This is a genomic window from Streptomyces sp. NPDC005181, from assembly GCF_040608395.1.
In the GTDB taxonomy this organism is placed as follows: Bacteria; Actinomycetota; Actinomycetes; order Streptomycetales; family Streptomycetaceae; genus Streptomyces.
In genome coordinates, this window is the sequence record NZ_JBEXID010000003.1 from 44,100 (window position 1) to 56,630 (window position 12,531).

Consider the following 12,531-nt stretch of genomic DNA (forward strand, 5'->3'; position numbering starts at 1 on the left):
GATGCGTCAGGAACGCTTCGGCGCCGGCCGAACCGTGTCCGCGGGATGCCCTTGCTCGTACTGCAGGGCGAGACCGTCGAGCAGCGCCCGCAGCCCGGTCTCGAACGCGCCGTCGTCGACCTGCTGACGGCGGTCGGCCAGCAGATGGGCCTGGCCGAGGTGCGGATAGTCGGCGGGGTCGTACGCCGTCTCGTCGTCGACGAAGCCGCGCGCGAACGAGCCCAGCGCCGAGCCGGTGATGAAGTACCGCATCAGTGCGCCGATGTACGTGGCCTGGGCGGGCGGCCAGCCCGCGCGGACCATCGCGCCGAAGGCCGCGTCGGCGACCCGCAGCCCGGCCGGACGGCGGCCGGGGCCCTGGGCCAGCACCGGGACGATATGCGGGTGCTCGGCGAGCGCCGCACGATAGGAGACCGCCCAGTCATGCAGGCCGGCTCGCCAGTCGCGGCCGTCGGACTCGTCGAACATCGACAGATCGACCTGCGCGGACACGGCGTCCGCGACCGCGTCCAGGATCTCGTCCTTGTTGCGGAAGTGGTTGTAGAGCGAGGGTCCGCTGACCCCGAGTTCGGCCGCGAGCCGGCGGGTGGAGACGGCGTCGAGCCCCTCGGCGTCCACGAGGGCGCTCGCCGCTTCGACGATGCGGTGTCTGCTGAGGAGGGGCTTGCGCGGTCGGGCCATGCGGCACATAGTAGGGCCTGCGAACGGAAAACTAGCAGTGCTAATTAAAAGTGGGAGAACCGAAGGATGAACCTGGAGCTCAGTGAGGAGCAGGAAGCCGTCCGGCAGCTCGCCAAGGACTTCGTCACCCGCGAGATCACCCCGCATGTCGTCGAGTGGGACCGCGCCGAGAATGTCGACAGGTCGATCGTCAAGAAGCTGGGCTCCCTCGGCTTCCTCGGGCTGACCGTCCCCGAGGAGTACGGCGGCTCGGGCGGCGACCACCTGGCGTACTGCCTGGTCACCGAGGAGCTCGGCCGCGGCGACTCCTCGGTCCGCGGCATCGTCTCGGTCTCCCTGGGCCTGGTCGCCAAGACCATCGCCACCTGGGGCGACGAGGAGCAGAAGCGGCAGTGGCTGCCCCGGCTCACCGCGGGCGAGGCGATCGGCTGCTTCGGGCTCACCGAGCCCGGCACCGGCTCCGACGCCGGGAGCCTGGCGACGAAGGCCGTCCGCGACGGCGACTCGTACGTCATCAACGGCACCAAGATGTTCATCACCAACGGCACCTGGGCCGACGTCGTGCTGCTCTTCGCCCGCACCAACGACACCCCCGGCCACAAGGGCATATCCGCCTTCCTGGTGCCCACCGACACGCCCGGCCTCACCCGCCGCACCATCCACGGCAAGCTCGGCCTGCGCGGCCAGGCCACCGCCGAAGTGGTCCTGGAGGACGTCCGCGTCCCCGCCGCCACGCTCCTGGGCCCCGAGGGCAAGGGCTTCTCCATCGCCATGTCCGCCCTCGCCAAGGGCCGGATGTCGGTCGCGGCCGGCTGTGTCGGCATCGCCCAGGCCGCCCTCGACGCCGCCGTGGGCTATGCGGGCGAACGCGAGCAGTTCGGCAAGTCCATCGCGAGCCACCAGCTCGTCCAGGAACTGATCAGTGACATCGCGGTGGACGTCGACGCCGCCCGGCTGCTGACCTGGCGGGTCGCCGACCTGATCGACCGCGGCGAGGACTTCGCCACCGCGGCGTCCAAGGCGAAGCTCTTCGCCTCCGAGGCCGCCGTCCGCGCGGCCAACAACGCGCTCCAGGTCTTCGGGGGCTACGGCTACATCGACGAGTACCCCGTCGGCAAGCTCCTGCGCGACGCCCGCGTGATGACGCTGTACGAAGGCACCAGCCAGATCCAGAAGCTGATCATCGGCCGCGCACTGACGGGGGTGTCCGCCTTCTGAGCCGCGTCACCAACCGGCGTCTGAGTACCGGGGCTGAGTACGGGGGCGGATGCGGCGGGCGCCACGGCGGCCGATGCTGTCCCTCATGAGTGAGACGACATCGGTCAAGCAGCAGAGCACCGCGGCCTTCTACGGACAGGCCGTCGCATCCTTCGGGGTGGCGATGGGCGCGGTGACCCTCGGCATCTGTTTCCTCGACGCGAACGCCTGGGTGCGGGGCTTCCTCGCCATCGGCGTCCTCTACCTCGTCACGTCCTGCTTCACCCTCGCCAAGGTAATCCGGGACCGCCAGGAGGCGGGGCAGCTCATCAGCCGGGTCGACCAGGCCCGGCTGGAGAAGATCCTTGCCGAGCGCGACCCCTTCCAGAAGCTCTGACGATCTCAGCCACCGGACCCCTAAGCGCTTGCTCAGGTTCGGGGTATGGTGTGCGTCCTGGTGAATGGAAGGGGTCGGTGACGATGAGCGCGGCGGAGGATACGGGCGGCGACGGCACGCCGTGGGGCGAGGTGACGCCCGAGGCGGCCCGGCGGCTCCTCGTCGCGGCCGTCGATGCCTTCGCCGAGCGCGGGTATCACGCGACCACCACCCGTGACATCGCGGGCCGCGCCGGGATGAGCCCCGCCGCGCTCTACATCCACTACAAGACCAAGGAAGAGCTGCTCCACCGGATCAGCAGGATCGGTCACGACCGGGCCCTGCTGCTCCTGGAGACGGCCGCGGACAGCGAAGGCACGGCGTCCGAGCGGCTCGCCCGCGCCGTGCGGTCCTTCGTTCGCTGGCACGCGGAAGGGCACACCACCGCCCGCGTGGTCCAGTACGAACTCGACGCCCTCGGCCCGGAACACCGCACCGAGATCGTCGCGCTGCGACGCAAGAGCGACGCGGTGATCCGCCGGATCATCAGCGAAGGCGTGGAGACGGGGGAGTTCGACGTCCCCGACGTCCCGGGCACCACGCTCGCCGTGCTCTCGCTCTGCATCGATGTGGCGCGCTGGTTCAGTGCGCAGGGGAGCCGGACGCCCGACGAGGTCGGCGCGCTCTACGCCGACCTCGTCCTGCGCATGGTCGCGGCCCAGCGGTAGAAGCTGTCCGGCCCGCGGGCTCAGAAGTAGTAGCGCGACACCGACTCGGCGACACAGACCGGCTTGTCGCCGCCCTCGCGCTCGACCGTGACGACAGCGGTGAGCTGGACGCCGCCGCCCGCGTCCTCGACGCTCTTGAGGGCGGCCGTCGCCCGCAGCCGCGAGCCCACCGGCACGGTGGCCGGGAAGCGGACCTTGTTGGTTCCGTAGTTGATGCCCATCTTCATGCCTTCGACCCGCATGATCTGCGGGACCAGCGCCGGAAGCAGCGAGAGCGTGAGATAGCCGTGCGCGATCGTCGTGCCGAACGGGCCGGCCGCGGCCCGCTCCGGGTCCACATGGATCCACTGGTGGTCCCCGGTGGCGTCGGCGAAGAGGTCGACCCTTTTCTGGTCGATCTCCAGCCAGTCACTGTGCCCCAGCTGCTCGCCCACCCCGTCGCGCAGCTCCTGCGCGGACGTGAAGATCCTCGGCTCTGCCATGTCCCTGGTCCTGCCTTCCCGCTCTCGACCGTGCATCGTCATGCATCCGTCATTCATCGCTACTTTCTAAGCGCTTGCTCAGCATGGTTGGGCGTGGCGTTCCTGTCAACGACGGACCGGCCCCGAGGAGTGCACGTAGGGTTCGAGGGGTGCCCCAGATCCCACAGACACTCCATGAACTCACGGTCGGCCAGCTCTCCGCGCGCAGCGGCGCCGCCGTTTCGGCCCTGCACTTCTACGAGGCCAAGGGCCTGATCAGCAGCCGCCGCACCAGCGGCAACCAGCGTCGCTACAGCAGGGACGCACTGCGCCGGGTCGCCTTCGTCCGTGCGGCGCAACGGGTCGGCATACCGCTGGCCACGATCCGCGATGCCCTGGCCGAGCTTCCGGAGGAGCGCACCCCGAACCGCGACGACTGGGCGCGGCTGTCCGAGGCGTGGCGCTCCGAACTGGACGAACGGATCAAGCAGTTGGGCCGGCTGCGCGACCATCTCACCGACTGCATCGGCTGCGGCTGTCTGTCGCTGGAGACGTGTGTGCTCTCCAACCCGAACGACATCTCCGGCGACACGATCAGCGGTTCCCGGCTGATGCCGGAGCGCCGGTCGGCGGACTGCCCGTAGGCGAGTCGCGGGCCGGGGCGGAGCGGCGCTCGTCATGCCGCGGACGTCAGGTCCCTCGTCCGTATGCGCCGCGCCCTCGCCAGCGCCGCCGGCGTCAGTACGGGCTGCGGGACCACGATCCCGCAGCCCGTGCAGACCGGCCCCGACCACGGCTCGTGGCCGAGGTCCTGGCGCCAGACGATCCCGGTCTCCGTGCACACCGGGCAGGCCCTGCCCGGCTCCGACTCCAGCGCGGCGATGAGCCGGCCCAGCACGTAGCCCAGCGGCGCGGACGGATGGACCGCCGGATCGTCGCAGCGCGCCACCCCGTTCCCGCCCCAGGTGCGCCGGTGCCAGTCGTCGAACGCGCCCGGCCGGCGCAGCCCTTCGTGCTTCTCCCGCCTGCGGCGCTCCGCGAACCCGGCCTCGTACCCCAGCCAGACGGCCCGGGCCTCCTCCAGCTCCTCCAGCGCGTGCACCAGCCGAACCGGGTCGGGAGCCCGGTCTTCGGGCTCGATCCGTTGCCGGGCACACAGATGGTGCCAGGTCGCCCGGTGACCGTAAGGGGCGAACCTCTCCAGGCACTTGCGCAGCGAGTACCGCCGCAGCGCCAGGTCACCCCGCGGATCGCGGACCTGTCTCGCAAGACTCCGGAAACCGGCCATCGCACTGCCACCTCCGTCGCTCGTACTTCGGCGTCAAGGAATGGACGTACGACTGCCCGATTCGGCTCCATCGAAAGGTGATTCGCGTCCATTGGCCGAGACGGCCCGCGTCGGACGCGGCTCGAACGGGGCCCGGACCCGGCTCGAATTCGGCTCGGACGCGGCGTCATGTGGTGATTCGGAGAAGGTGACCGATGTTCACCTTACCGGCGGGTCATACCGCCAGTAACCTGCGGCGCATCGGCCACCCGGAGGAGCACGCATGCCCCCACGCACCGTCAAGTTCAGAGCCGCCACCGTCGCGGCGGTTCTCGCCCTCGGCGCCACCCTGATCGCAGCCACGCCGCAGTCAGGCGCCGTGGCAGCGGAACCCGCCCCCGTCGCCGACTACTGCCAGGGGCAGTGCGACGACATCCTGCCGCCCGGCGAGAACGGCAACGCCACGCTCGTCGAGATTCTCGGCAACCAGGCCTTCGGTACGCACCCCGCGCACAGCGACGACCAACTCGACCGCTACAACGGCCTGGTGGCCGGGTACACCGGACTCACCGACCAGAAGCTGACCGCATTCTTCAACGACGCCTCGTTCGGCGTACCGAAGGACCAGGTCGAGTCCGTCACCTCGCCGCGCGACGACGTCACCATCACCCGCGACAAGGCGTCAGGTGTCCCACACATCAAGGGCACCACCCGTTACGGCACCGAGTTCGGCGCGGGGTATGCGGCCGGGCAGGACCGGCTCTGGCTGATGGACCTCTTCCGGCACATCGGACGCGGCGAGCTGACCTCGTTCGCCGGTGGCGCACTCGCCAACCAGGGGCTCGAGCAGCAGTTCTGGCCGCAGGCCCCGTACACCGAGGCCGATCTCGAAGCGCAGGTCGCGTACATCAGGACCCACGAGGGCGCCCGCGGTGAGCAGGCCATGGCCGACGCGCAGGCGTATGTCGACGGCATCAACGCGTACCGCGAGAAGTCCAAAAAGGGCCGCTACTTCCCCGGCGAGTACGTCCTCACCGGCAAGATCGACGCGATCACCAACATCGGTGAGATCCAGCCGTTCAAGCTGACCGACCTGATCTCGATCGCCTCCGTCGTCGGCGGTCAGTTCGGCGGTGGCGGCGGCGGCGAAGTGCAGGCGGCGCTCTCGCTGCTGTCCGCCCAGCAGAAGTACGGGGTCGCCGAAGGCACCAAGGTCTGGGAGTCGTTCCGGCAGCGCAACGACCCCGAGGCCGTGCTGACCATCCACGACGGTACCTCCTTCCCTTACGCCGGCAAGCCCGCCCAGGCGCGCGGCACGGCCCTTCCCGACCCGGGCTCAGTCACCCCCGAGCCGCTCGTCCACGACCGCACCGGCGCCGCGGGCACCGACAGGAAGGCCCCGGTCAAGGCCCCGGCCGCGCTCAGGAAGGCCCAGGGGATCTACGACGACGGCGTCATACCGGAAGGCTCGCTGCCCGGCTCCGGCTCGGGCGCCCAGAGGCGCGGCATGTCCAACGCCCTGCTGGTCTCCGGCAAGCACACCGCGAGCGGAAACCCGATCGCCGTCTTCGGCCCGCAGACCGGCTACTTCGCACCGCAGCTGATGATGCTTCAGGAGCTCCAGGGTCCCGGCATCAGCGCCCGCGGGGTCGCCTTCGCCGGTGTCGGGATGTACGTCCAGATGGGCCGCGGCCAGGACTACGCGTGGAGCGCCACCTCGGCCGGCCAGGACATCACCGACACCTACGCCATCGAGCTGTGCGAGCCGGACGGATCCGCGCCCACCAAGGACTCCACGCGCTACCTCCATCACGGCACCTGCACCGCGATGGAGAAGCTGGAGCGCACCAACTCCTGGGCGCCGACCGTCGCCGACTCCACGGCGAAGGGCTCCTACCGGATGCAGGTGTGGAGGACCGCGTACGGCATCGTCACCCACCGCGCCACGGTGGGCGGCAAGCCCGTCGGGTACACCTCGCTGCGCACCACCTACCGCCACGAGGCCGACTCGATCGTCGGCTTCCAGATGCTCAACGACCCGGCGTACGTGACGGACGCGGCCTCCTTCCAGCAGGCGGCGAGCACCATCGACTACGCCTTCAACTGGTTCTACGCCGACTCCCGCACCGCCGCCTACTACAACAGCGGCCTGAACCCGGTGCGCGCGGCGGGTGTCGACCCGGCCCTGCCCGTCAAGGCCGAGAAGGCGTACGAATGGCAGGGGTACGACCCGGTCGCCAATACCGCCGTCTACACCCCGTTCGCAGCGCACCCGCACTCCAGCGGCCAGGACTACTACGTCTCCTGGAACAACAAGCAGGCCGAGGGGTACGCCTCCGCGGGCTTCGGCCTCGGCGCGGTGCACCGGGCGGATCTGCTCGACGACCGGGTGGCGAAGCTGGTGGAGCAGGGCGGCGTCACCCGCGCCTCGCTCACCCGGGCCATGGCGGAAGCCGCACTCACCGACCTGCGCGGTGAGCAGTTGCTGCCCGAACTGCTGCAGGTGCTCCGCTCCCGGCCGGTCACCGATCCGGAACTGAACGCGGTGATCCAGCAGTTGGAGTCCTGGCGGGCTTCGGGATCGCAGCGCAGGGAGCGCAGCCCCGGCTCGCACACCTACACCGACGCGGACGCGGTACGAATCATGGACGCGTGGTGGCCGAAGCTGGTCGAGGCCGAGTTCAAACCGGGGCTCGGCGACAGCCTGTTCGGGGCGCTGACCGCCAATCTCGCCACCGACGAGTCACCGGCGGCCAGCCACGGCCCGAGCGGGGCGCACAGCGGATCGGCGTTCCAGTACGGCTGGTGGGGCTTTGTGGACAAGGATCTGCGCCAGGTCCTCGGCCGGCCGGTCAAGGGTCCGCTCGCCAGGACGTACTGCGGAAACGGAGACCTGAGCAGCTGCCGGAACACCCTGCTCGCCTCCCTGAAGCAGGCAGCGTCCGAACCGGTCACCGAGGTCTACCCCGGTGACGACAGCTGCGGGGCCGGCGAGCAGTGGTGCACGGACTCGATCATCCACCGCGCGCTGGGCGGAATCAGCCAGAAGGCCATCCACTGGCAGAACCGCCCGACGTACCAGCAGGTGGTGGAGTTCCCCACACACCGGTAGGCATTCATTCCAGTCCGTCCGGTGCTCGAGGACGGAACCGGTTCACCGGGCGGGTCCGAACCCTCGGACCCGCCCGGTCCGCCTCACCGGTACTGCAAGTACCTCTTGCGTACCGCCCGGAACGCGGCGAGATCCGCCGCCCAGGCCCCCACCACCTCATCCGTGTCCGCACCCGCATCGATCATCGTGCGGACCCGTGTGTTGCCGGTGAGCTTGTCGATCCAGTTGTCCGAGCGCCACGCGAACCCGCTCCAGGTCTGCTTCGCCGTCACCAGGAGCGCGATCCCCGTGCGCACCGGGTCGAAGACCTCCCGGTCCTGCACATGCAGCTGCACGCCGCCGACCGTCTTCCCCTGGAACTTGGAGAACGTCGGCGCGAAGTACGCCTCGCGGAACGCGACTCCGGGCAGATCCAGCGCGTTCGCGGCCGCCGCCCAGCGGTGGTCGATGCCCTCCGCACCGAGCAGTTCGAACGGTCGCGTGGTGCCGCGCCCCTCGGAGAGGTTCGTGCCCTCGAAGAGGCAGGTCCCGGAGTACACCAGCGCGGTGTCCGGCGTCGGCATGTTGGGGCTCGGCGGCACCCACGGCAGCCCGGTCTCGTCGAAGAAGTCCGCGCGCCGCCACCCCGACATCTTCACGATGTCCAGCTCGACCGGCCGCTCGGCCAGGAACTCCGCGTTGAAGAGCAGCGCGAGCTCCGTGACCGTCATGCCGTGCGCCTGCGCGATCTCCCGGCGCCCCACGAAGGTCGAGAAAGCCGGGTCGAGGACCGGCCCGAGCGCGGCCCGCCCGGTCACCGGGTTCGGCCGGTCCAGTACGACGAACCGCTTGCCCGCGAGAGCCGCCGCCTCCATGCAGTCGTACAGCGTCCAGATGTACGTGTAGAAGCGTGCACCCGCGTCCTGGATGTCGAAGACGATCGTGTCCACGCCGGACGCGGTGAAGACATCGGCGAGCGGCTGCCCGCTCTTCAAATACGTGTCGTAGACGGGGAGTCCGGTCGCCGGGTCGTCGTACCGCCCCTCGGAGCCGCCCGCCTGCGCGGTGCCGCGGAAGCCGTGCTCGGGTCCGAAGACCGCGACCAGGTTCACCCGCTCGTCCGGGTGCATCACATCGATGATGTGGCGCACATCGGAGGTGATCCCGGTCGGGTTGGTGACGACCCCGACCTTCTGCCCCTTCAGCAGTGCGTAGCCATCAGCGGCCAGCCGGTCGAAGCCGGTCCGGATCCGGTTCCGCCCGGCGCCCTGCCCCTTCCCGGGCACGGGTCCCGCTGCCGCGGTCCCGGTTCCTGCAGCCGTCGCCGCGAGGGCTCCCGCCGCACCGCCGGCGGCCAGCAAACCACGTCTGGACAGGCTCATTCGGCTACCTCCATGATCGCTCCGACTGTCATGGTCACGCACGCTAGCGCGCGCAAGCGCTCTGCGGAACGAGCCGGACGGTACTGCTGTGACGGGAGTGGTGACAACCCGGCCCCACCTCTTCCCCGACGACATACCGACTGGTTAGTCTGCTGGGGAAGTCGGCTGAGAGAGGCGGGACCCGATGAGTACGGTGCAGGGCGCGGGCGTAGTGGTCACCGGAGCCGGAGGCGGCATCGGCGCCGCTCTGGCCCGCAGATTCGCCGCGGAAGGCGCCAGGGTCGTCGTCAACGACCTCGACGAGGCCCGGATCAAGGTGCTTGCCGAGGAGATCGGCGGCATCGCCGTCGCCGGTGACGCCTCACGGATCGTGGACGCCGCCCGGGATGCCCTGGACGGCACCGTGGACATCTACTGCGCCAACGCGGGCCTCGCCTCGCCCGGCGACGTCTTCGCCGACGAGGAGGTCTGGGCGGCGGCCTGGGATGTCAATGTGATGGCTCATGTCCGCGCGGCCAGGGCGCTGCTGCCGGACTGGCTGGAGCGCGGCAGCGGCCGGTTCGTCTCCACCGCGTCCGCCGCCGGGCTGCTGACGATGATCGGCGCGGCGCCGTACAGCGTCACCAAGCACGGGGTCGTCGCCTTCGCCGAATGGCTCTCGCTGACCTACCGCCACCGCGGCGTCAAGGTCCACGCGATCTGCCCGCAGGGCGTGCGTACGGACATGCTCACCGCCGCGGGGTCGGCCGGCGAGCTGGTGCTCGCCCCCAGCGCCATCGAGCCGGAGGCCGTCGCCGACGCGCTTTTCGACGCCATGTCCGAGGACCGCTTCCTCGTCCTGCCGCACCCCGAGGTCGCCGGGTACTACCGGGCCCGGACCACGGACACCGACCACTGGCTCGACAACATGAACCACCTTCAGCAGAAGTGGGAGGAGACCGGCGCATGACCGAGTCCGACACCGTCCCCGGGTCCGTCTACGCGGCGAAGCCCTGGATCTCCCTGCTCAGCGAGGCCCAGCGGGCCCCTGTCAGCCCCGCCGCGACCCTGGTGCACGCCTTCCGTGCCTCCGTCGCCGGCGCCCCGGAGCACCCGGCGCTCGCCTACTTCGACGGGCGCCTCAGCTACCGCGAGACCGACGCGCTCTCCGACTCGGTGGCCGGCCATCTCGCCGCGAAGGGCCTGGAGCGCGGCGACCGGGTCGCGATCATGCTGCAGAATTCCCCGCAGTTCGTACTCGCGCTGCTCGGCGCCTGGAAGGCCGGGGCGACCGTCGTCCCGCTCAACCCGATGTACAAGTCCGGTGAGGTCGGCCACGTACTGAAGGACGCCGAGGTGACCGCGCTGATCTGCGCGGACCGGGCGTGGGAGTCGTACCTGCGGGACACCGCGGCCGCCGCCCCGACCGTACGGATCGCCGTCACCGCCTGCGAGCTCGACCTCCAGAGCCAGAACGACGACCGGGTCCTGAACTTCGAGCGGCTGCCCGCGCCCGAGGACGCCGACGACCTGGTGGCCGTCGCCCGCCAGGGGCTCGCCGCCCCCGAAGGCCGCGAGCTCACCGCCGCCGACGTGGCGCTGATCAGCTACACCTCCGGGACCAGCGGCACCCCCAAGGGCGCCATGAACTCCCACGGCAACATCATGGTCAACGCCGAGCGCCAGCGCACCGGACACCCGGTCGCCGAGGGCTCCTCGTACTTCGCGCTCGCGCCGCTCTTCCACATCACCGGCATGGTGTGCCAGCTGGCCGCCTGTCTCACCAATGCGGGCACCCTCGTCCTCGCGTACCGCTTCCATCCCGGTGTCGTCCTCGACGCGTTCGCCGAGCACCGCCCCGCGTACACCGTCGGCCCGTCGACCGCCTTCATGGCGCTCGCCGCCCATCCCGGTGCGACCCGTGAGCACTTCGCCTCGTTCCAGGTGATCTCCTCCGGCGGTGCACCGCTGCCGCCCGCGCTCGTGGAGAAGTTCCGGGCAGGCTTCGGCCCGTACATCCGCAACGGCTACGGCCTCACCGAGTGCACCGCGCCCTGCGCCTCCGTACCGCCCGAGCGGGAAGCCCCCGTCGACCCGGTCTCCGGGACGCTCTCTGTCGGCGTTCCCGGCCCCGACACGATCGTCCGGATCCTCGACGAGAACGGCGACGAGGTGCCGTTCGGCGAACAGGGTGAGATCGCCGTCCGCGGTCCCCAGGTCGTCTCCGGCTACTGGCGGCTGCCCGACGCCTCCGCCGCCGCTTTCCCGGACGGTGAGCTGCGGACGGGCGACATCGGCTTCATGGACCGTGACGGCTGGCTGTACGTCGTCGACCGCAAGAAGGACATGATCAACGCCTCCGGTTTCAAGGTCTGGCCGCGCGAGGTGGAAGATGTCCTGTACACCCACCCGGCGGTGCGGGAGGCGGCCGTCGTCGGCGTCCCCGACGTCTACCGCGGCGAGACCGTCCGGGCGTACGTCAGCCTGCGGCCCGGTGCGGTGGTCGGGCCCGGAGAGCTGGGCGCTTACTGCAAGGAGCGGCTGGCCGCCTACAAGTACCCGCGCGAGGTCGAGATCCTGGCCGAACTCCCGAAGACGGCAAGTGGGAAGATCCTCAGGCGGGAACTGCGTTCAGCGCAGTAGAGCAGCGGAAACATCGTACGAAAGGCAGGGCGGCGGCAATGGCCAGAACGACGGACGGGAACGATGCCCCGGTCCCGCAGCGGCTGCTGGCCGCCGCCACCCGGCTCTTCGCCGAGCAGGGTTACGACCGCACGTCGGTCCAGGAGATCGTCGAGGCGGCGGGCGTCACCAAGGGTGCGCTGTACCACTACTTCGGGTCCAAGGAGGACCTCCTCCAGGAGGTCTACGCCCGGGTGCTGCGGCTCCAGCAGGAGCGGCTCGACGCCTTCGCCACCGCCGAGGCGCCGGTCGAGCAGCGGCTGCGGGACGCGGCGGCGGATGTCGTCGTCACGACGATCGAGAACCTCGACGACGCGTCGATCTTCTTCCGGTCGATGCACCATCTGAGCCCGGAGAAGAACAAGCAGGTGCGGGTGGAGCGGCGCCGCTACCACGAGCGGTTCCGGGCGCTGGTGGAAGAGGGCCAGCGGAGCGGGGTGTTCTCGACCGCGACGCCGGCGGATCTGGTGGTGGACTACCACTTCGGCTCGGTGCACCACCTGTCGACGTGGTACCGCCCGGACGGCCCGTTGAGCCAGCAGGAGGTCGCCGACCACCTGGCCGACTTGCTGCTGCGCGCGCTCCGACCGTAGGCACCGGGGCGGTGGTTGCCGCTTCGTCCTCAATCGCCGGACGGGCTTCATTTTTCCTGCCTGTCCGTGGCTCCGGGTTGGTCCGGGTTCGCTC

12 protein-coding genes are annotated in these 12,531 nt (G+C 70.2%); 8 read left to right on the plus strand and 4 right to left on the minus strand.

From position 1 onward, the window contains the following. Nucleotides 1–6: 6 nt before the first annotated feature. A complete protein-coding gene (locus ABZV38_RS03235) occupies nt 7–681 on the minus strand; it encodes a TetR/AcrR family transcriptional regulator C-terminal domain-containing protein (RefSeq protein ID WP_356324003.1) in 675 nt (224 codons plus the stop codon). Between the two features lie 66 nt (nt 682–747). Between ABZV38_RS03235 and ABZV38_RS03240 the strand changes: the two genes are divergently transcribed. The 3 genes from ABZV38_RS03240 (at nt 748) to ABZV38_RS03250 (ending at nt 2,982) form a co-directional block, all read left to right on the plus strand. Beyond that, nucleotides 748–1,899, plus strand: a complete 1,152-nt coding sequence (locus ABZV38_RS03240) for an acyl-CoA dehydrogenase family protein (RefSeq protein WP_356324005.1) — start codon at nt 748–750, stop codon at nt 1,897–1,899. Nucleotides 1,900–1,984: 85 nt separating this feature from the next. After that, a complete protein-coding gene (locus tag ABZV38_RS03245) occupies nt 1,985–2,275 on the plus strand; it encodes a YiaA/YiaB family inner membrane protein (RefSeq protein ID WP_356324007.1) in 291 nt (96 codons plus the stop codon). Nucleotides 2,276–2,358: 83 nt separating this feature from the next. Further along, complete coding sequence (locus ABZV38_RS03250) at nt 2,359–2,982, plus strand: TetR/AcrR family transcriptional regulator (RefSeq protein WP_356324008.1); 624 nt, start codon at nt 2,359–2,361, stop codon at nt 2,980–2,982. Between the two features lie 20 nt (nt 2,983–3,002). Here ABZV38_RS03250 and ABZV38_RS03255 read toward each other — a convergent pair whose 3' ends face one another. Further along, a complete protein-coding gene (locus tag ABZV38_RS03255; protein WP_356324010.1) occupies nt 3,003–3,464 on the minus strand; it encodes a MaoC family dehydratase in 462 nt (153 codons plus the stop codon). A 149-nt stretch (nt 3,465–3,613) separates the two neighbouring features. Here ABZV38_RS03255 and soxR point away from each other — a divergent pair, with 149 nt between their 5' ends. Further along, nucleotides 3,614–4,087: a redox-sensitive transcriptional activator SoxR gene (gene soxR, locus ABZV38_RS03260; protein ID WP_330243991.1), complete on the plus strand. Its 474-nt coding sequence runs from the start codon at nt 3,614–3,616 to the stop codon at nt 4,085–4,087. A 32-nt stretch (nt 4,088–4,119) separates the two neighbouring features. On the opposite strand, the gene ABZV38_RS03265 is transcribed toward soxR, so the two are convergent. Continuing rightward, on the minus strand, nt 4,120–4,731 hold the full coding sequence (locus ABZV38_RS03265; protein WP_356324013.1) for a hypothetical protein: 612 nt from the start codon (nt 4,729–4,731) through the stop codon (nt 4,120–4,122). Nucleotides 4,732–4,993: 262 nt separating this feature from the next. On the opposite strand from ABZV38_RS03265, the gene ABZV38_RS03270 reads away from it, so the two are divergent. Next, nucleotides 4,994–7,822, plus strand: coding sequence for a penicillin acylase family protein (locus tag ABZV38_RS03270; protein WP_356324015.1), 2,829 nt, complete (start codon nt 4,994–4,996; stop codon nt 7,820–7,822). An 83-nt stretch (nt 7,823–7,905) separates the two neighbouring features. Here the strand turns inward: ABZV38_RS03270 and ABZV38_RS03275 are convergent, their stop codons facing one another. Beyond that, on the minus strand, nt 7,906–9,183 hold the full coding sequence (locus ABZV38_RS03275) for a DUF1343 domain-containing protein (protein ID WP_356324016.1): 1,278 nt from the start codon (nt 9,181–9,183) through the stop codon (nt 7,906–7,908). A gap of 184 nt (nt 9,184–9,367) precedes the next feature. On the opposite strand from ABZV38_RS03275, the gene ABZV38_RS03280 reads away from it, so the two are divergent. From ABZV38_RS03280 to ABZV38_RS03290, 3 genes are read left to right on the plus strand one after another with little or no spacing between them, the layout of a single operon-like run. Then, on the plus strand, nt 9,368–10,132 hold the full coding sequence (locus ABZV38_RS03280; protein ID WP_356324018.1) for an SDR family oxidoreductase: 765 nt from the start codon (nt 9,368–9,370) through the stop codon (nt 10,130–10,132). Next, entirely contained in the window at nt 10,129–11,805 is a 1,677-nt protein-coding gene (locus ABZV38_RS03285) for an AMP-binding protein (protein WP_356324020.1), read from the plus strand. The genes ABZV38_RS03280 and ABZV38_RS03285 overlap by 4 nt, the downstream gene beginning before the upstream one ends. Before the next feature lie 38 nt (nt 11,806–11,843). Continuing rightward, nucleotides 11,844–12,437: a TetR/AcrR family transcriptional regulator gene (locus tag ABZV38_RS03290; protein ID WP_356324022.1), complete on the plus strand. Its 594-nt coding sequence runs from the start codon at nt 11,844–11,846 to the stop codon at nt 12,435–12,437. The last annotated feature ends 94 nt before the right edge of the window (nt 12,438–12,531 follow it).

Bases quoted from the DNA above. Each gene is read 5' to 3' on its own strand.
- ABZV38_RS03240 (WP_356324005.1), top strand. From the start codon at position 748: ATGAACCTGGAGCTCAGTGAGGAGCAGGAAGCCGTCCGGCAGCTCGCC.
- ABZV38_RS03265 (WP_356324013.1), bottom strand. From the start codon at position 4,731: ATGGCCGGTTTCCGGAGTCTTGCGAGACAGGTCCGCGATCCGCGGGGT.
- ABZV38_RS03255 (WP_356324010.1), bottom strand. From the start codon at position 3,464: ATGGCAGAGCCGAGGATCTTCACGTCCGCGCAGGAGCTGCGCGACGGG.
- ABZV38_RS03275 (WP_356324016.1), bottom strand. From the start codon at position 9,183: ATGAGCCTGTCCAGACGTGGTTTGCTGGCCGCCGGCGGTGCGGCGGGA.
- ABZV38_RS03250 (WP_356324008.1), top strand. From the start codon at position 2,359: ATGAGCGCGGCGGAGGATACGGGCGGCGACGGCACGCCGTGGGGCGAG.
- ABZV38_RS03235 (WP_356324003.1), bottom strand. From the start codon at position 681: ATGGCCCGACCGCGCAAGCCCCTCCTCAGCAGACACCGCATCGTCGAA.
- ABZV38_RS03280 (WP_356324018.1), top strand. From the start codon at position 9,368: ATGAGTACGGTGCAGGGCGCGGGCGTAGTGGTCACCGGAGCCGGAGGC.
- ABZV38_RS03285 (WP_356324020.1), top strand. From the start codon at position 10,129: ATGACCGAGTCCGACACCGTCCCCGGGTCCGTCTACGCGGCGAAGCCC.
- ABZV38_RS03290 (WP_356324022.1), top strand. From the start codon at position 11,844: ATGGCCAGAACGACGGACGGGAACGATGCCCCGGTCCCGCAGCGGCTG.
- ABZV38_RS03270 (WP_356324015.1), top strand. From the start codon at position 4,994: ATGCCCCCACGCACCGTCAAGTTCAGAGCCGCCACCGTCGCGGCGGTT.
- ABZV38_RS03245 (WP_356324007.1), top strand. From the start codon at position 1,985: ATGAGTGAGACGACATCGGTCAAGCAGCAGAGCACCGCGGCCTTCTAC.